Raw genomic sequence first — 16,547 nt, forward strand, 5'->3', positions numbered from 1 at the left:
ATTAGTTTAGTTTTTCCATTCTTAAGTCAATGCGTTTGTCCTTTTTGTAATATTCCAGAATAGTTACGTAGCCTTGTTTTGCAGGCTGCACTTTCATAGAAGTGGCTTTAGTACCGAGATTAATCTGATCGGTGCTAAAGCTTTTTCCGTTATAGCGGATAGAGTGAAATACATTGCCTTTGAAATCCTTGCTTCTTTCATAGTCGTTGTAACAAACAGAGAAAGAAGATTTATCTGCATTACTCAACGTAAACTCATAATCAAAAGCACCATCCGCTTTCATAATCAGAGCAAGTGCATGCTGGCTGTTGTAATCGGCGTATGGGGTTGGATAAGAGTTGGAATTTTTCTCGTAAATCTTTGCATTTATAATTTTATAATCTGTGTTTAATTCCAGCATTACCAGGTCGGTAACCTTCATTTTGGTATAACCTGCATAACCTCCGCCACTTCGGCTACCCATACTTAGTACATTTAAACCAATACCTAACGCATCTGCCACACGCTTATAACCTTCAGCTACAGCAAACACTTTACCATCAGCAGCCTGTATAATGTCGTGGAAATAGAGATAACCGATATCTTCAATTTTACCATTACTTCTCACATTAAAGTACTTGCTTAATTCACCTGTGAAAGAGTTCTGGCTTTTGTTTACCAGCTTGCCTTCTGTGCTGTACACATATACACCAATACCCTGGCTATTGTCTTTGATAATGTTAGCATCAGGCTCGTAATAAGCGCCCATAATAATCAGGTTACCTGTTCCTTTTTGCACAGTCATGTTAACAGGTACAAATGGGTTTTCATTGCCTTTGGTACTTATCTCAAACTGCTTTTTATGGGTGTAAAGGTTAATAGCTACAATGTTGGAAGATAATCCGGGTCTTTTTTTAATTACTTCCAGTAATAGCAGGCTGTCTGTTGATCCGAGGTAGCTTGCTACCGAAAACTTCTCTTCATCTTCTGATGTAAAGCTAAACTGCTTTCTGTTGGCTAAGTAAAATTCCAGGTGGTATGTGAAGTGACCATCTTCTTTTACCGGAAACACTGTCACAAATCCCTGCCCTTTTAAGCCGAACATATTTTTGTTCGTGTTTTCATCGTTGTTTACCACGGCGTAAGCCAATGCCAGGCGTCTTTCTGCCTTTTTGTCTATTTCGTTAGAAAAGCTGGCCATCATTTTACCGGTCATGTCGTAAATTTTCATGTCCAGTGTTTTGGTATCTCCGTTCTTAAATAAAAAGCCCAGCTGTTCACCGTTATAAGAGGCTTCCAGCAGCTCTACTTTTTTAGAGTCTTCAAACACCACATCTTTTACCTTGTTCAGGTTCTGATCCAGTATCTGCAGGGTGTACTCATTGGTTTTTTTATCTACTTTATCACTTTGATAAAACAGGTAGTAACCTTTAATCTGGTCGCCATCTTTAATAGTTCCTGAGTTTCGCAGGTAAACAGATCTTACGTTGTCAATACTTAATTTGTTCTGGCACAAGCCTATGCCTGCCAGCATGCAAAAAAATGCAGCAATGATTGTTTGTTTCATAAATGGTTTAGTTGAAACTGTATTTTTTAGGAGAAAATGACTTGTTATAATAGTTCTTCCAATAGGAAAGTTCTTCGGGATTATCGTTTTGTTGTTTGCTCATAGTAAGGGCATATACAAAATCTTCATAGGATAACAAAGGTCCCTGTTTTTCGTACTGCTGTAAAAAGTGATAGTTGATAGCAGCCATATCTTCGAGATACAGGTTTTGAATAAACTGTAGCAGGTTATTATAATTGCTGCTGTAATATGGGGCAGGCTGTTGGGTATAAGAACCGAGCTTATGGGCTTTTTGTAAAGTATACATGCGGCTGAACAACTTACCTATAATGGCCACAACATAGGGGTCGTTTACATTTTTCTGCAGCATTTGCACGGCAAAGTAAAAACAGCCGGAAAGATTACTGCTGTTATAATAATGATCTACTATTTCGTATGCAAAGCTTTTTTTCAAGCGGGTAAACTCCCCGGCATTTACCAGGAAGTCTTGTCTGCCATCTGCACCAGTTGGCACTACCATGGAAGTGATGGCTTTTATACGTAACTGACAGTCGGGGTGTGTTTTTAAAGAATCTTCCAGCTTTTTATTGGTTTCCAGTGTGGCATGGCCACCTAACAAGCCTTCTTCTTTTTCCAACCACTTAGTTTGAAAGGGGTATGCTTTAGAGGTAAATGTCTGTTGTAAGAAGGCATTAGTGTTAAATGTTTCTACATCTATCGTATCCAGTATGCCCAGGGCAGAAACGGTGGCATAAGTATTAAAGCGGGTATTTCTTAAAAACACCACCCCCATAGAATCAGCTTCCGATTCATGATCGCGGCTATGCCTGCTACTGTTGAAAGAGAATTTTTCTGATAAGGATTTTAGCTGTGCGTTTTGCCTGTATTCCGAACTCTGAATTTTGCGCAGTTCTTTTTGCATGTCTTTCGAGTACATGGTATTTACATACTGCTCAATACGATTGTTGCTATGATTCAGATACAGATGGGCTAACTCGTGGCATAACACAAAAGCTACTTCGGCTTCACTGTTCAATTTGGTAAACAGTCCCACGTTAAAGATAATAGTGCCATCGCCCATGCTAAAGGCATTGGGCACAGCCGAGCGAGAAAAATAAAACCGGGTGCTGATTCCTGAAAGCTGGCTGTTGGCGTTGATAATAAGGGAAGTAAGCGATTGCAGGTATTGCTGTACGGACGCATCAGTAATCACCTCTTTATGTGAGGTCATTGATTTTACCTCCGTAAGACGATATTCATAAAGGTCGGCTATAGATTTTTTGTTACTGCCTTTCAGGGTATTCACATCCTGTTTATAGCGTTGCTCTACCTGCTTTACCAGGTTTACACCTGCAATGGAATCGTCCTTTAAAGGCACATAAGGGATATTGGTCTGGGCTTTTGTATTGCTTGTCAATAACAATAACAACAGTCCCGGAATAATATTCCGAAAGTTGGAAGGGTTAAGGGTTTGCATAATTGCTAAAGTATATCAATTTCTATATTGGATGGATATTTTTTATCGTGATACAATTTGATAGTGGCCTTCTGAAAATCTGAAGCATTGGCTTCCGGTATGTTTACAAACTTCTGGGGGTTCCTATCTACCAATGGAAACCAGCTGCTTTGTACCTGCACCATTAATTGATGGCCTGCTTTAAAGGTATGGGCTACATCGTTCAGCTCCAGGGTAACAGGGGTTACTTTATTGGGTACAAAAGCTTCTGGTTTTACAAAGCTGTTCCTGAATTTACCACGTATCACTTCTGCCCTTACCAGTTGCTGTTTACCATCGGGCAAAACATCTATCAGTTTCACTACAAAATCGGCATCAGTACCAGTAGTGCTTGCATACAACTGTGCAGTTACATGTCCGCAAACAGTAAGATCCTGTGGCAGGACCATACCCTTGTAATGCAATACATCTTTACGCTCAGCAGCAAAGGTTTGATCGGCTGTCATATACTCGTTTATTCTGCCACTTGATTTACGGTCTATGTAAGGCACCGGGTTGGCGGGGTCGGATACATAAGCGTCGTAAGAAGTATTAGCGGCATAAGGTGTAGTATTTAACTGGTGGTCTGCACCCAAGTACCATTTTTGTGCAGTAGCAGCTTTGGGTGGCCATTGTTCAAAACCTTTCCATTCGTTGCTGCCGGTTACAAACACCGTGGCTTCCGCTTCGTTAAAACTGCCTTTACCTTTCAGGTACCAGGTGAAGAAGTTATATTCCAATTGCTGGTACTTCTCATTCACATTGATATCAAAATCATACCCGCCAAACTTCTTCCAGTCACCGCGTGCCCACGCACCATGTGTCCATGGGCCCATTACCAGGCGGTTGTTATTGTTGGGGCTTTGCTTTTCAATAGCCTCATAGGTTTTTAAAGCGCCAAACATATCTTCTGCATCAAACCAGCCGCCTACCACCAGCACAGCAGGTTGTATATTATTTAAATGGGTGCGTATGTTACGGGCCTGCCAGTAGGCATCTTTGGTGCTATGCTCCAGGTATTCATTCCAGATAACACTTTTTCCGTGGAAGTATAGCTTGTCCAGGTTTTTAATGGGGCCTATGCCAAGGTAAAAGGTATAGGCATCCGGTTTTATTTTTAAAGTATCACAAACCGAAGGATAGTCCTGCCAGGTGGTATCGCCCCGTGGATAATCGAAGTAATTTAAAAAGCTAAAGTTATCCAGCAGGAAAAAAGCGCCACGGTGGTTAGCGTCATCACCTTCAAATTCATCCGTAACCGGAGCCTGTGGCGAAACCGCTTTAATAGCCGGGTGTGCACCAGGTAAAGATGCGGTAGCATAAAAGCCGGGATATGAAATTCCATAGATGCCTACTTTGCCATTGTTGTTGTTCACATTATGTAACAACCACTCTATGGTATCATAGGTGTCGCTGCTTTCATCTACCTCTTTGTTACTTTTCTTTTTGTCAATAGCAGGCGTCATTTCCTGAAACTTACCTTCACTCATGTACCGGCCGCGTACATCCTGGTACACGTAAATGTATTTTTCCTTGCTAAACAAATTACCCGGGCCAAACCGGCGGGGTATTTTGTCGCCATAGGGTGCGCAGGAATACGGAGTGCGGTGCATGAGTATAGGATAAGGCTCTGTACCGGTTTCTTTAGGAATATAAACGGCGGTATATAGTTTCACGCCATCCCGCATGGGAATCATCTTTTCCAGTTTGGTATACTCATCCTTGCCTTGTGCACAGGCGGTAAACAGGTGCATCATTACTGCTGCAACAATCGCTGTCATTTTTTTCATACAGGTTATAATGTTAGTTCTGTAGTGGGATCCCAGTATCGTTCTTTAAAATTTTTAATCGTGTCATTTTCTACTATTAACCCTTCCTTTTCCAGCTTTTCCTGCATAGAGGATGGCGGTTTAAAATGCACTTTGGCAGTTAACATACCATTCCTGTTCACCACACGGTGTGCCGGAATTTTAGGTTTAGCATATTCGGCGCTGAACAATGCCCAGCCTACCATGCGTGCACTCAGGCCTGTACCCAGGTAGCGTGCTATGGCTCCATACGAAGTAACCCGCCCTTTGGGTATTTGCCGTACAACGGCCCATACATTTTCAAAAAAGGAATATTGTTTAGGCTTCTGTTCCGGTTTTGCCGCCTTGTCTGAGTTAATAGCTTTTTTCACTCTTTAAAGATAACCGATAAAGTGTTTATTCTGTACCGGAGTTGGTGGCGGGGTTGCTATTGCGGGCACGTTGTAACAACAGCTGGCTGCGCTTTGGCTCGGGCACCTTTTCATATTCATAGGGGCAATGTAAACAACCGTTGCCGCAACAAACACCTCTCTTCAAATGAAAGGTGCTTGTTAACACCATCAGTCCTTCTTCATTAAAGTAGAAGTCAACATCCTCAATCAGCTTCTGACTCATGAAACATGCTTTTCAGTATCTCGTCTTTTTCTTCTGCTAATACTACATTCAAACGGAATTTCAGGTAATGTATGCGATTACTCTGTGCAATATCCAGTCCTTCGTAATGTGTTTTAATTTTCAGTTCGTCTGTATAGTTACCGTTACGATACACGTCGTTATCGTCGGCCAGCAGCTCCAATCCATACAGGTTAATTACTGCTTTGGTAAATTCGTATAAGTTGGGGCTATCTGTTTTTAAATGCACCACTCCGCCCGGTGCCAGAAACTGCTGGTACAGGCGTAAAAACTTGGGGTGGGTCAATCTTTTCTTAATACGTGACAGGCGCAGCTGCGGGTCGGGGAAGGTGATCCATATTTCTGCCACTTCTCCTGTTTCAAAATACTGATCTACTTTATCCATCTGTGAGCGCACAAATGCTACATTTTTCAGTCCATCGTGTAATGCGGTTTTAGCGCCACGCCATATACGGTTGCCTTTTACGTCTATTCCAATAAAATTGCGCTGTGGGTACATCCGGCCCAAACCCACGGCATATTCACCTTTTCCGCAAGCCAATTCCAGCGTAAGCGGTTGATTATTATTAAAAAACTCATGCCATTTACCCTTCATATTTTCCGGGTACTCCAGCACATTGTCAAAGGTTTTTATCTCATTAAACCTGATTAATTTCTTTTGGCCCATAGGGGACAAAGATAAGTCACTAAAACCTGTTCATTTTATACACAGTGGGTTACAGGGTAATATTTGCACTTTTTTTGTAACACAATGTTTGTCATGTAAATTACTTGTGCCCCATGAAAAGGCTCCCTTTACGCGTAGCTATTATATACTTCCTGGCTGCCTGCACCTGGATTGTTGTTACCGATCTGGCCTTGCGAGGTGTGGATACGGCTGGGTGGGCGTATTTTCAAACGGTAAAGGGTTTACTGTTTGCACTAATTACTGCACTTATATTTTATGTGGTGGGGGTTAGCAGTTACCGCCGCATTTTACGGCGTGAGCTGGATTACCGGCGTTTGTTTGAAGGCAGCCCGCATCCTATTGTTATTTACGATATAGAAACACTTTATATCCTCAAGGCCAATGAGGCATTCTTAAAGCGGTATGAATATGACGAAAGAGACCTGGAAAGGCTACAGGTAATGGATATTTGCACAGTAGATGAGCGGTTGCAGGCGCTGGATTTTATCCGCAATGTGGTCAATAAACCTATTTCAGAAAGTGGTGTATGGAAACAGGTTACCCGTTCCGGCCAGGAATTCTACGCCAGCATTACTTCGCATGCTACCGATTTCCGAAACCGGAGGGCACGTATGATAGTAATTACCGATGTGGACGAGCAACTAAAGGCCAGAAATGCCATACGTTCTACCGAAAAAAAGCTAAAGTCGTTGATAGACAGCACTTCGGATATCATTTTTATGGTAGACATTGATATGAACCTGGTTACCATTAATGCCGCTTTTGAAGCATTATATAATAATTCTTTCCCGGGTGCACACCGGTTATATACTCCTATTTCATTGTACGAACTTCCTATTAAAATGTTTGGTGAAGAATGGCTGAAGAACATCAAAATGGCTATGAAAGGAGAAAGCGTGCGCAAAGAAGATAAGTACGAAATTCCTTCTACCGGCGAAGAAATTTGCCTGGACATATCACTCAACCCCATTTATGATGTACACGACCAGGTAATTGGGGTGGGATGTATTTCGCGGAATATAAGCGACCGTAAAAAAACGGAAGATCTGATGTCGCGCCAGCTTACCCAGCTACGTGAAATTGCCTGGATACAATCACACGAATTACGCCAGCCTTTAACCAATATTATGGGCCTGGCTTCCATTATTGAATCGGAAGTGGAAAGCGAAAAAGATGTGAATGACGAGGAAGTGAAAAAGCATGTATTGCTGATGCAACGGGCCTGCGATCAGCTGGACCAGGTAGTAAAAGGCATTGTAAAAAAGACAGCTGGCATTAGCTAACCGCCCCGCACCTAAAAAATAACATTGCTTTTGAGAGAAATGTAACAAATGTCACCAAACGGATACCTCTTATACAGGAACTTTGGAAAAGATAATCACTAGAAGAATCCGTTAAATACCCGAACATGAAAATTGAACAAATTTACACCGGCTGTCTGGCCCATGGTGCATACTACATCCAGAGTGGAAGTGAGATAGCTATTATAGACCCTTTACGTGAAACAAAACCTTACACCCTGCGTGCCTTAGGTAACGAGGGTAAGATCAAGTATATTTTTGAAACCCATTTCCACGCCGATTTCGTTTCAGGTCACGTTGATCTGGCTAAGCAAACCGGTGCAACCGTGGTGTTTGGACCTACTGCGCAACCTGCTTTTGATGCGCATGTGGGTTACGATGGCGAAAAATTCCAGGTAGGCGAAGTAACTTTTACCTTATTACATACACCTGGTCATACTATGGAAAGTGCGTGTTACCTGTTGACAGATAAAAATGGTAAAGATATTGCCCTGTTTTCAGGAGATACCCTGTTTATTGGTGATGTAGGTCGCCCTGACCTGGCACAGAAATTTGCCGGCAAAACGCAAGACGAACTGGCTAAGATTTTGTTTCATTCCCTGCGCGATAAAATTATGCCATTGGGTGATGATATTGTAGTTTATCCCGGGCATGGCGCAGGTAGTGCCTGTGGCAAAAATATGAGCAAGGAAACTTCTGATACCCTGGGTCACCAGAAAAGTCAGAACTATGCTTTACGTGCTGATATGACGGAAGAAGAGTTTGTAAAGGAAGTAACCACCGGGTTAATGCCTCCACCAGCTTATTTCCCTATCAACGTAATGATGAACAAAACCGGTTATGAAAGCATTGACAAGGTGGTGAAGAAAGGTTCACGTGCTTTCAGTGCAGAAGAGTTTGAAGCGCTGGCCAACAGCACCAAGGCTTTATTGCTGGATACGCGTAAAGCTTCTGTGTTTGCAGAAGGTTTTATTCCTAATTCTGTTAACATTGGCATTGATGGTAGTTTTGCTCCATGGGTAGGTGCGCTTATCCAGGATACGAAGCAACCCATTTTACTGATCACTGAGTTTGGTCGTGAAGAAGAAGCGGTATACCGTTTAGCACGCGTAGGTTACGACAATGCTATTGGTTACCTGGAAGGTGGTATTAAGGCATGGGTAGATGCGGGAAAAGAACTGGATACCGTACAAACTATTTCTGCGGAAGACTTTTTCGCAGTGAAAAAAGCAGCTAACGATAACCTGGATATTCTGGATATCAGGAAGAAAAACGAATATGATGCAGAGCATATCAGGGTAGCTAAAAATCTGCCGCTGGATTATATTAACCAGACGATGGATCAGGTAGATAAAAACAAAACCTACTATGTGCATTGTGCAGGCGGTTACCGTTCTATGATCTTTGTGTCTATTTTAAAAGCAAGAGGTTACCATAATCTGATAGATGTGAAAGGCGGTATGGGGGCTATTAAAGAAACCAACCTGTTTTCTCTGACAGATTATGTGAAGCCGGTTTCTATGTTATAAAAACAAACAGATAATGAAAGCACGTTGGCAAAGGGTATTGTTTTCGGGATGGCATTTTATGCGCTGGGTGCGTTTGGTGTTTGGCACGTTCTTTTTAGTCGCTTCTATAGTATTGCACGATCTGGTGCTGGCACTGGCGGCTTTGTTTTTATTGTTCCAGGCACTTACCACGGTAGGCTGCAGTAGTGTAAATGGTTGTTTCACCAACCCTTTTACCCGGAAAAAACAGGCGGAAAGCGACATCACTTTTGAAGAAGTAAAAAGTTAACCTGAAAATAGAATCCATATGGCAACGTTCACTGAAATTATCAATAGCGATAAACCTGTGCTGGTAGATTTTTTTGCAGAGTGGTGTGGCCCTTGCAAAATGATGAAACCCATACTGGACGAATTAAAAGCCAAAGTGGGCGACAATGCTACCATTATTAAGGTAGATGTTGATAAAAACCCGGCAGCGGCCAATGCTTACCAGGTACAGGGTGTTCCCACCCTGATACTGTTTAAAAAAGGGCAAATCAAGTGGCGTCAGAGTGGTGTGGTGCCCGCAGGAAACCTGGAGCAGATTATTAAGCAACATGCCTGAGTACAAAGAACATAGACCATGAAAAAGGAGCCTGCGAAGGCTCCTTTGCTTTTTATACTGTAACCGTTACTTAAAACAATTGCACGCCTACCTGCCATCCCAGCCAGCCACGGGTGGCATTGCCGGAAAACAGGGAATGTGCAGGAGTTGTTTCCACATAACCGGCTTTGGCTGCTTTGGGGTTGCCTACATACAATACCGGCCCTGCTATTATCCCCAGCCTTTTACCCAGCATCATTTGTAAGGCAGGCTGGTAGCTATAAATTTCCTGCCACTGGCCATTGTAAATATGCTGTGCGGTAATTTCATTTATCCAGCTGATGCTGTTGTTAAGTGCTATCTCTGTACCAAACCCATATCCGTAACTATAGGCTTTACGGTTGCTTCCTGTATTGATGCCGCCCATTACCAGGCTGTACAATTTTTTATTACCTGCTTTATATGCCAGGTTTACATCCATTAAGGAGTTATGGATTACCAACATTTTATGATACCCACTTTTAGTAATGGTAACCAGGGCCAGGCTACATCCATCCAAGGTATCAGCAATATTTATTAATCCTACCTGCAGGCCTTTTAAGCGGCGTGTGCGGTTAAGTATGCCTGCCACCTGTAAACCGCTGGTGCTTCCTTTTACAATATTGGCAATGCCCGCCACCTGAAAACCGGTAATGTTGCTGTCGGTAATGTTGGCAATGCCTGCTACCTGCATCCCTTTCACTGCCCCGGATGTGTTTACAATACCCGCCACCTGCAATCCTTTTACCGAATCCTGCACATGGTTGTGTATGCCTGCTACCTGTAACCCTTCCACTTTACCTCCTACTGCGTTGTTAATGCCTGCTACCTGAACATACTTTGCATCTTTTTTATTGATGTTGAACAGGCCGGCTACTTCCAACCCACGGGTACCGGCAGTATAACCGCCCAGCACATTAAAAGAAAACTTATTCACCACCTGGGTACTCATGTTGCCATGTGAGCCCAGGCCCGGCGTTAATGAAAACTGCACAGGTTTGCTGGCAAAAAAGTTACGCAGGTTCAGGCTTTGAATACTTTGTGCAGGCGTAATAAACAAATGTGCTATCCATCCTTTTTCAATTTTCGAGTTCAGCACCAGCGGATCTAACTCGGCCGATATTGGTTGAATGGCAATGGTGAGTTCATAACTCTGGCCAGGCCGTATTATAATAGCGGTATCTGCATAAGAAATACGGCTGATGCTAATGGCCAGCTGGGGAGGGTAATTTCCTTTCTCTTTCAGCTTTAATTTAAAAAAGCCATGTTCATCGGTAATGGTACCTACCAGGTTGTTGCGGTCGTAGATGCTGGTATTGTTCAGTTTTTCGCCGCTCACGGCATCTTCTATATAGCCGGTTACATACCAGCTGTTGGGTTGGTGGGCGGCAGGCTGCAATATCAGGTAGCTACCCGATTGATTGTATTGCAGGGTTTCGTTGAACAAAAGATCCAGCACCTGCTTCACGGTTTTGTTTTTTACGCTCAGCGTAACCAGGCTGTCGGCTTTAATCAAATTGCTGTTATATGAGAAAATGAACCTGCCTTGTTTGCTGATGGTGTCCAGCACTTTTTCCAGCGGCCGGTTATGTGCTTCTATGGTAACAGGCATTTGTAGCAGGCCCTGGGCCTGTAACTGACCGCAAAGCAGTGTCATTATCAAAAAGAGAAAATATGTTCTGATCATTGTAGAATAATTTGGTGGTTTTGCCGTTTGGCTTCAATTCCCAGCGTTTGCGTAATAACAGTAATGATACTGTCTACTGGTTGCTGCTGGAAAGTAGTGGTAAGGGGTAATGATTGAATAGCCTTGTTGGCTATTACAATATGCGCATCGTAGGCTTCGTTCAGCACGTTTACCAGTTGATACAACGGCGTGTTTTTACACACAAACTGCCGGGTATGGTAATAACTATACAGCTCGCTGTTGTTCTGTTGTTTTTGCAGCTGGTTATCATTTGTGGTTACCACTATTTTTTCCTGTTGCTGCAGGCGCATTGCCTGGTTATGGTGTACTACCTCTATGGCTCCGGATGCTACAATAATTTCAGTGCTTGTGGCAGTGCGTTTAATGTTAAACGAAGTGCCCAGTACTTTTACGGTAACATCACCGGCAGTAATTACAAAAGGCTTGTTTTTATCGGGGGCAATATTGAAAAAGGCTTCTCCTTCCAGGTTCACCTTCCTGTTATTGTCTGTGCTGGCCAGGTTTTTCCGGTAGTTTAATTGTGCATTTTTATTCAGCGTTACTACCGATCCGTCCGGAAGCGTATCTGTAACTACCTCACTTGTGGCTGTAAGGGTTACGGTATTGCGGCCTGACACACCACTTTGATACAACCACCAGCCACCGGCAGCCAGCAGCACAACTGCTGCGGCTGCAGCTATACGCCTTAGTGGTAACACGCGGGCGGCTGGTGTGCTTATAGAAGGATTACCATTGCCTGCTCTTTGCTGGAAACGTTGCCAGGCATCATTTTCATTTACTGTGGTATGTGGTTCCAGTTGCTTGCTTTTTTGCCAGATGGTTTGCAACTGCTCGTAATATTGCTGGTTGGCGCTATCCTGTGCCAGCCATGCTGTTACCTCTTGCTTTTCGTTGGCTGTAGTTTCGCCCAGCATATATTTTACCAGTAGTATATCTGTTTGTTCGTTCATTTCTGTATGCATATAGTGGGCATTAACGATAAAGCAATAAGGATATAATAAGTACCAGAAAATCGGCCAGCTTTACACGCAGTAGCTTTAAAGCCTTACCCATCTGGCTCTCTATGGTTTTTATACTCAGGCCCAGTTGATCTGCTATTTCTTTATACTTCAACTCTTCGTACCTGCTTAGCTGAAATATGGTGCGGCATTGCTCGGGCAGTTCGTTTAAGGCCTGACGTATTTGTTGTTCCAGCTCTTTGCCTGCCAGCTTTTCCCCTGCGCTCTGTTCCTGCTGATGTTGCTGTTGTTGCATGGCATATGTTTGATGTTTGATTTTAATGGTATGGTGTTTCAGGTAGTTGATGCTTTCGTTATGTACCGCACGGTACAGATATGCTTTTAACGAGGTGTGCACTTCTACTGTTTCTTTGCGTTCCCATAGTTTGTAAAATACCTGCTGCACCATTTCTTCCGCAACGGCTTCGCTGTTCAGTATGGTGAAGGCGTAGGCATGCAGGCTTTTAAAGTGTGTTTTAAACACCTGTTCAAACACCTGTTCATCGCCTGCCAGCAACAGCCGCATTAAACCGGAATAACTGATATCTAAGGTTGGCTGCATGTTAGTGAAACTGGATTTTATAACTCAAATTAGGAAAAAGGCCCAGCTGATGAATGGTTTTCTGTTGCCCGCTGCGGGTGTCGAAATAATAACGGTAAAAGTTTTCGCGGTTGGTAAGGTTCTGAATTTCCAGCGTAAGCGTGTGCGTGCTGTTTTTCTTATCCTTGCGGTAGTAGGCGCTCCAGTCTAACCGGAAATAAGCAGGACCGCGTTGGCTGTAATAACTGCCAGGAACATATTCTTCCTTACCGGTTTGTATAGAGGCGGGAATATCAATTACTGAATTTTTAATACCGCCACTGGCCAGTACTTTGCCACTCATACCCACGTGCTTGTTGTTGCGTAACTGCCATTCTTTACCCCAGATAATATTTACCGAGTAGTTACGGGCAAAACGGGTATCGTACTCCTTGCCATAAAAGTCGGTGTACTTCGATTTGTAAATGCTCACTGTACTGTTGATATAATAGTTATTGGAAAACGGTTTTTCAACGCTCAGGTCAATGCCATAGTTTTTGCCTTTGCCGGTGCTTACCAGGGCGTTCTTATCTACCAGGTCGTACATATCCAGCATGTTCACTGCCGAAAAGGCACTGTTGCTGTTTTCTTCTACCGGCAGATGATACAGGTGCTGGTAATACACTTCTGCTTTAGTAACCAGGTTGAGGCTGCGGAAGGTATGTTCATATCCTGCTACCAGGTGCAGGGCGCGGCTCATATCCAGGTTTTTGTTGGGCTGACTGTGAACACCTTCGTCTGTAGTGTTTTCAAACAAATAGGTGGATATATGTTGCGGCCTGCTGTGCATACCTGCTGCAAGGCTTACCACATCGGCGCCAAAGTTATAGGTGGCCGACAAACGTGGCTCTACACTATGCTTTTTATTCAGTGCCAGGTAGCTGCTATGTATACCAGTGTTAACGGTTAGCTGGCTGGTAAGGCGGTATTTCCATTGCATGTATGCCTGGTAAAAGTTGGTAGTGCCTTTACCTTCCAGCACCTGCTTCCATTGTTGCTCGTGTATATCGTAGTAACGGTTACCTGCATTGTATTGTAATTCCTGCGAAATAAAGCCGGCGCGAAAAGTGTGCTGCTGGCTTATTTTATAATTGTAAAAGGTAGAAAAGCGGAAAGCCTTGTCTGTAAAAAACTCCGTGGCATTGTGTACATGGGCGTAATCTGCTGCAGGGTTAAGGGTATCTCTGTCTTGTCCGTAATGATAATAGGAAGCAGATACTACGGTTTTAATGTAAGCATTGCGGTGTACGAAAATCTGGTGCGAAAGGCCAATGACACCTGTTTTGGAATTGCCTTTTACGTAAAAGTTGTCTTTATCGTAGCTGTTCCATTGGGTGCTATCCTTTTCCGGATCGCTGGTATAGCTGTCGTAACCACCCAGTCCAAACAGGGTAAACTCGCCTGCTTTCTTTGTGTTCCAGTTGAATTTAAAACTCAGGTCCTGGTAGGTAGGCGCCTGGTCCAATCCTATAAAAGGTTTTAAAATAGCCAGGGTAGAGTAACGGTAGTTGACAAGGTACGATGCGGTACGGGCTTTGTTCAAAGGGCCTTCTGCGCCTAGTTCTGCACCTAAAGTACCCAGCTGCACAGTGTATTCCCGCTTGTCTTTGTTACCGTTACGAAAGTTCATATCAAAAACGGCAGAAGTGGCGTTGCCAATGTTAGCGGGGAAAGCACCGGTATAAAAATCTGATTTACCAATTACATTGCTGCTGAACATGCTAATAGGGCCACCTGTTGAGCCTAAAGTGCTGAAATGGTTGGGTGTAGGTATTTCAATGCCCTCCAGTTTCCACAACACACCCTGTGGCGAGTTGCCCCTTACCAGTATTTCGTTGCTGCCATCAAAACCGGCGCTCACGCCCGGGAAGTTCATAATCATACGTGCCGGATCGCTGAACGAAGCGGGGTAACGTTTGGTATCTTCCATAGAAAAGGAGCGGGCGCTAACAGCAGCAAACTCATTCAGCGGTTTTCTGCCACGGGCTGTAACGGTAACAGCACCCAGGTTTTTAAAATCTTCCCGCATGCCAATATTCAGTTCGGCTTCCTTGCCGGAATTCACTACCACATCAGGCAGGCTCTGTGGTTCGTAACCGGCAATGGTATATTGTACTGTATACCGGCCAGTGCCTATGTTGGCAATATGGTAAAAGCCCAGGCTGTCTGTAATAGCGCGTATGTTACCAGGCATCAGCACAATGCTTACGCCTGCGAGCGTCCGGCGCGACTCAGCATCGGTAACCTGGCCTTTTACGGATTGTGTAAATGATTGTGCGTAAGCTGCCTGTAAAAGCAGGTATAGGATATAAGTGATTGTTATGATCTGTTTCATGGTTTGAATCTTTTTGCAAAACCGGCCGGGTTTGCAGGTAAGACAACCATGTATTCACTTACCCTTACGTGGGGCAAAAATTTTTGTTTTAGCTTAAAAACAGTGGTGTATTCTAAATGTAAATATGAGAGTAAAGCTAAAAATAGCCCTATCGGCTCTCCCGATAGGGCTGGTTGTTTATATTTCCGTGTACTTAATAGTTACCACAGGAGAGGTTTGCGTTACCTTTTTTAAATAGGGCTGATATTGAAAAATAACAGCATCACTTTTATAGGCAAAATCAAATTCCTGTACATAACCCTGCGAAAACTGGCCTGATTTGTTCAGTAACTCGCTGAACCGGGCTTTATAAGCCCTGCGTTCTTTTTCTTTTAAGGTACTGCTCCAGTATTTCATGGCATCAAAGCGGGATAATCTTCTGCCTGCTCCGTGTGCACAGGAATACAGTGCCCGGGCTGCAGCCTGTTCCGAAGTTGCTTTGACCAGTAAACTACCCCTTGACATGGATAAGGGAATCACTACTGTTTTGTTAACACTCAATTCAGTACTTCCTTTACGGTGCCAGATACCTGTTTGATTAAAACGGATATGGTTATGAATGGAGTCTTCCAGTATATAGGGCGTTCCATTACATTCATCCTGCTCTGCAAAGCTGTTACTGTTGTTTTGCAGGTACTGTTTGTTTATTCCCGCTTTATTACAACGGATATAATTGGCGTTTTGCAAAAACTGCAATGTTTTTAAACAGAAGGCTTTACGCCTGTCATAACCAAACTCCAGGGTTTCTTCGTAATATTTTGTAAACGTGGGGGTTAAAAAATCCCGGTGCACAAAATCCACCTCCTGTCCATATTCCCGTGAAAAATCCCGGGTTAGCTGTAAACATTGCTGATACAAGGCTATTCCCCGGTTGCGGGTGCCGGTATGGCAAATGATATATACGGCGTTCTCATCTTCTTCAATAGATAAGAAGTGATTGCCCCCACCCAAACCATCATCTGTCATTTGGGTATGGGCAAACTGTAATGCCTGGTAATGAGTGCTTTTGTTGAATGGCTTCAGCCACCACGATTTCTCTGTTTTCAGATACATCACGCCACATCCAATGTCCTTACCGGTAATTAAAGGATAGCAATACTGTGAGGTGGTGAATGCCACACCTACCGGCAAAGCCTTTTCGGTGCAATAGTGTATATCGGTAAATGCACAAATCTTTTCTACAAAGGGTTTTTGTGCATACTGCTGTAGTTGCGACAACGCATTTTGCTCAATGCTGTTAGCATTGCAATAAAAGTCAATAGATGACATGTTCTTTAAATTAGACT

15 protein-coding genes are annotated in these 16,547 nt (G+C 43.4%); 4 read left to right on the forward strand and 11 right to left on the reverse strand.

Going from position 1 to position 16,547, the window contains the following annotated elements; translation table 11 throughout:
- Nucleotide 1: 1 nt before the first annotated feature.
- Genes FLA_RS28170 through trmB form a run of 6 tightly spaced genes read right to left on the reverse strand, consistent with a single transcriptional unit; the run spans nucleotide 2 to nucleotide 6,149 of the window.
- Complete coding sequence (locus FLA_RS28170) at nucleotides 2-1,546, reverse strand: DUF6770 family protein (protein WP_076376639.1); 1,545 nt, start codon at nucleotides 1,544-1,546, stop codon at nucleotides 2-4.
- Nucleotides 1,547-1,553: 7 nt separating this feature from the next.
- Nucleotides 1,554-3,023: a M48 family metallopeptidase gene (locus FLA_RS28175; RefSeq protein ID WP_076376641.1), complete on the reverse strand. Its 1,470-nt coding sequence runs from the start codon at nucleotides 3,021-3,023 to the stop codon at nucleotides 1,554-1,556.
- Between the two features lie 5 nt (nucleotides 3,024-3,028).
- Nucleotides 3,029-4,831, reverse strand: a complete 1,803-nt coding sequence (locus tag FLA_RS28180) for a CocE/NonD family hydrolase (RefSeq protein WP_076376643.1) — start codon at nucleotides 4,829-4,831, stop codon at nucleotides 3,029-3,031.
- Between the two features lie 5 nt (nucleotides 4,832-4,836).
- Nucleotides 4,837-5,220 carry an MGMT family protein gene (locus FLA_RS28185; RefSeq protein ID WP_231940344.1) on the reverse strand — a complete coding sequence of 128 codons (384 nt, stop codon included), beginning with the start codon at nucleotides 5,218-5,220 and terminating at the stop codon, nucleotides 4,837-4,839.
- 25 nt (nucleotides 5,221-5,245) lie between these two features.
- The gene (locus FLA_RS28190) at nucleotides 5,246-5,464 is read right to left on the reverse strand and encodes a DUF5522 domain-containing protein (protein ID WP_076376645.1); all 219 of its coding nucleotides are present in this window, start codon (nucleotides 5,462-5,464) and stop codon (nucleotides 5,246-5,248) included.
- Nucleotides 5,445-6,149 (reverse strand): tRNA (guanosine(46)-N7)-methyltransferase TrmB, encoded by a 705-nt coding sequence (gene trmB, locus FLA_RS28195; protein WP_076376647.1) that lies wholly within the window; start codon nucleotides 6,147-6,149, stop codon nucleotides 5,445-5,447. The genes FLA_RS28190 and trmB overlap by 20 nt, the downstream gene beginning before the upstream one ends.
- Nucleotides 6,150-6,262: 113 nt before the next feature.
- On the opposite strand from trmB, the gene FLA_RS28200 reads away from it, so the two are divergent.
- From FLA_RS28200 to trxA, 4 genes are all read left to right on the forward strand, one after another.
- Entirely contained in the window at nucleotides 6,263-7,453 is a 1,191-nt protein-coding gene (locus FLA_RS28200) for a PAS domain S-box protein (protein WP_076376649.1), read from the forward strand.
- 125 nt (nucleotides 7,454-7,578) lie between these two features.
- On the forward strand, nucleotides 7,579-9,000 hold the full coding sequence (locus FLA_RS28205) for an MBL fold metallo-hydrolase (RefSeq protein ID WP_076376651.1): 1,422 nt from the start codon (nucleotides 7,579-7,581) through the stop codon (nucleotides 8,998-9,000).
- Nucleotides 9,001-9,013: 13 nt separating this feature from the next.
- Nucleotides 9,014-9,268, forward strand: a complete 255-nt coding sequence (locus FLA_RS28210) for a hypothetical protein (RefSeq protein WP_076376653.1) — start codon at nucleotides 9,014-9,016, stop codon at nucleotides 9,266-9,268.
- Between the two features lie 18 nt (nucleotides 9,269-9,286).
- Complete coding sequence (gene trxA, locus FLA_RS28215; protein WP_076376655.1) at nucleotides 9,287-9,583, forward strand: thioredoxin; 297 nt, start codon at nucleotides 9,287-9,289, stop codon at nucleotides 9,581-9,583.
- 70 nt (nucleotides 9,584-9,653) lie between these two features.
- On the opposite strand, the gene FLA_RS28220 is transcribed toward trxA, so the two are convergent.
- The 5 genes from FLA_RS28220 to FLA_RS28240 all read right to left on the reverse strand — a co-directional run bounded on the left by FLA_RS28220 (nucleotide 9,654) and on the right by FLA_RS28240 (nucleotide 16,530).
- Nucleotides 9,654-11,288, reverse strand: a complete 1,635-nt coding sequence (locus tag FLA_RS28220; RefSeq protein ID WP_144263979.1) for an STN and carboxypeptidase regulatory-like domain-containing protein — start codon at nucleotides 11,286-11,288, stop codon at nucleotides 9,654-9,656.
- Nucleotides 11,285-12,271 (reverse strand): FecR domain-containing protein, encoded by a 987-nt coding sequence (locus tag FLA_RS28225; RefSeq protein WP_076376659.1) that lies wholly within the window; start codon nucleotides 12,269-12,271, stop codon nucleotides 11,285-11,287. Before FLA_RS28225 ends, FLA_RS28220 begins: the two co-directional genes overlap by 4 nt.
- A 10-nt stretch (nucleotides 12,272-12,281) precedes the next feature.
- Nucleotides 12,282-12,869, reverse strand: coding sequence for an RNA polymerase sigma-70 factor (locus FLA_RS28230; protein ID WP_084206052.1), 588 nt, complete (start codon nucleotides 12,867-12,869; stop codon nucleotides 12,282-12,284).
- Between the two features lies 1 nt (nucleotide 12,870).
- Entirely contained in the window at nucleotides 12,871-15,222 is a 2,352-nt protein-coding gene (locus tag FLA_RS28235) for a TonB-dependent receptor (RefSeq protein ID WP_076376661.1), read from the reverse strand.
- A 177-nt stretch (nucleotides 15,223-15,399) separates the two neighbouring features.
- On the reverse strand, nucleotides 15,400-16,530 hold the full coding sequence (locus tag FLA_RS28240; protein ID WP_076376663.1) for an RtcB family protein: 1,131 nt from the start codon (nucleotides 16,528-16,530) through the stop codon (nucleotides 15,400-15,402).
- Nucleotides 16,531-16,547: the final 17 nt, after the last annotated feature.

This window comes from Filimonas lacunae (assembly GCF_002355595.1).
Taxonomy (GTDB): domain Bacteria; phylum Bacteroidota; class Bacteroidia; order Chitinophagales; family Chitinophagaceae; genus Filimonas; species Filimonas lacunae.

Coding starts and splice junctions, on each gene's coding strand:
- FLA_RS28225 (WP_076376659.1), bottom strand. CDS start 12,271: ATGCATACAGAAATGAACGAACAAACAGATATACTACTGGTAAAATAT.
- trmB (WP_076376647.1), bottom strand. CDS start 6,149: ATGGGCCAAAAGAAATTAATCAGGTTTAATGAGATAAAAACCTTTGAC.
- FLA_RS28210 (WP_076376653.1), top strand. CDS start 9,014: ATGAAAGCACGTTGGCAAAGGGTATTGTTTTCGGGATGGCATTTTATG.
- FLA_RS28180 (WP_076376643.1), bottom strand. CDS start 4,831: ATGAAAAAAATGACAGCGATTGTTGCAGCAGTAATGATGCACCTGTTT.
- FLA_RS28230 (WP_084206052.1), bottom strand. CDS start 12,869: ATGCAGCCAACCTTAGATATCAGTTATTCCGGTTTAATGCGGCTGTTG.
- FLA_RS28200 (WP_076376649.1), top strand. CDS start 6,263: ATGAAAAGGCTCCCTTTACGCGTAGCTATTATATACTTCCTGGCTGCC.
- FLA_RS28220 (WP_144263979.1), bottom strand. CDS start 11,288: ATGATCAGAACATATTTTCTCTTTTTGATAATGACACTGCTTTGCGGT.
- FLA_RS28205 (WP_076376651.1), top strand. CDS start 7,579: ATGAAAATTGAACAAATTTACACCGGCTGTCTGGCCCATGGTGCATAC.
- FLA_RS28175 (WP_076376641.1), bottom strand. CDS start 3,023: ATGCAAACCCTTAACCCTTCCAACTTTCGGAATATTATTCCGGGACTG.
- FLA_RS28170 (WP_076376639.1), bottom strand. CDS start 1,546: ATGAAACAAACAATCATTGCTGCATTTTTTTGCATGCTGGCAGGCATA.
- FLA_RS28190 (WP_076376645.1), bottom strand. CDS start 5,464: ATGAGTCAGAAGCTGATTGAGGATGTTGACTTCTACTTTAATGAAGAA.
- FLA_RS28240 (WP_076376663.1), bottom strand. CDS start 16,530: ATGTCATCTATTGACTTTTATTGCAATGCTAACAGCATTGAGCAAAAT.
- trxA (WP_076376655.1), top strand. CDS start 9,287: ATGGCAACGTTCACTGAAATTATCAATAGCGATAAACCTGTGCTGGTA.
- FLA_RS28235 (WP_076376661.1), bottom strand. CDS start 15,222: ATGAAACAGATCATAACAATCACTTATATCCTATACCTGCTTTTACAG.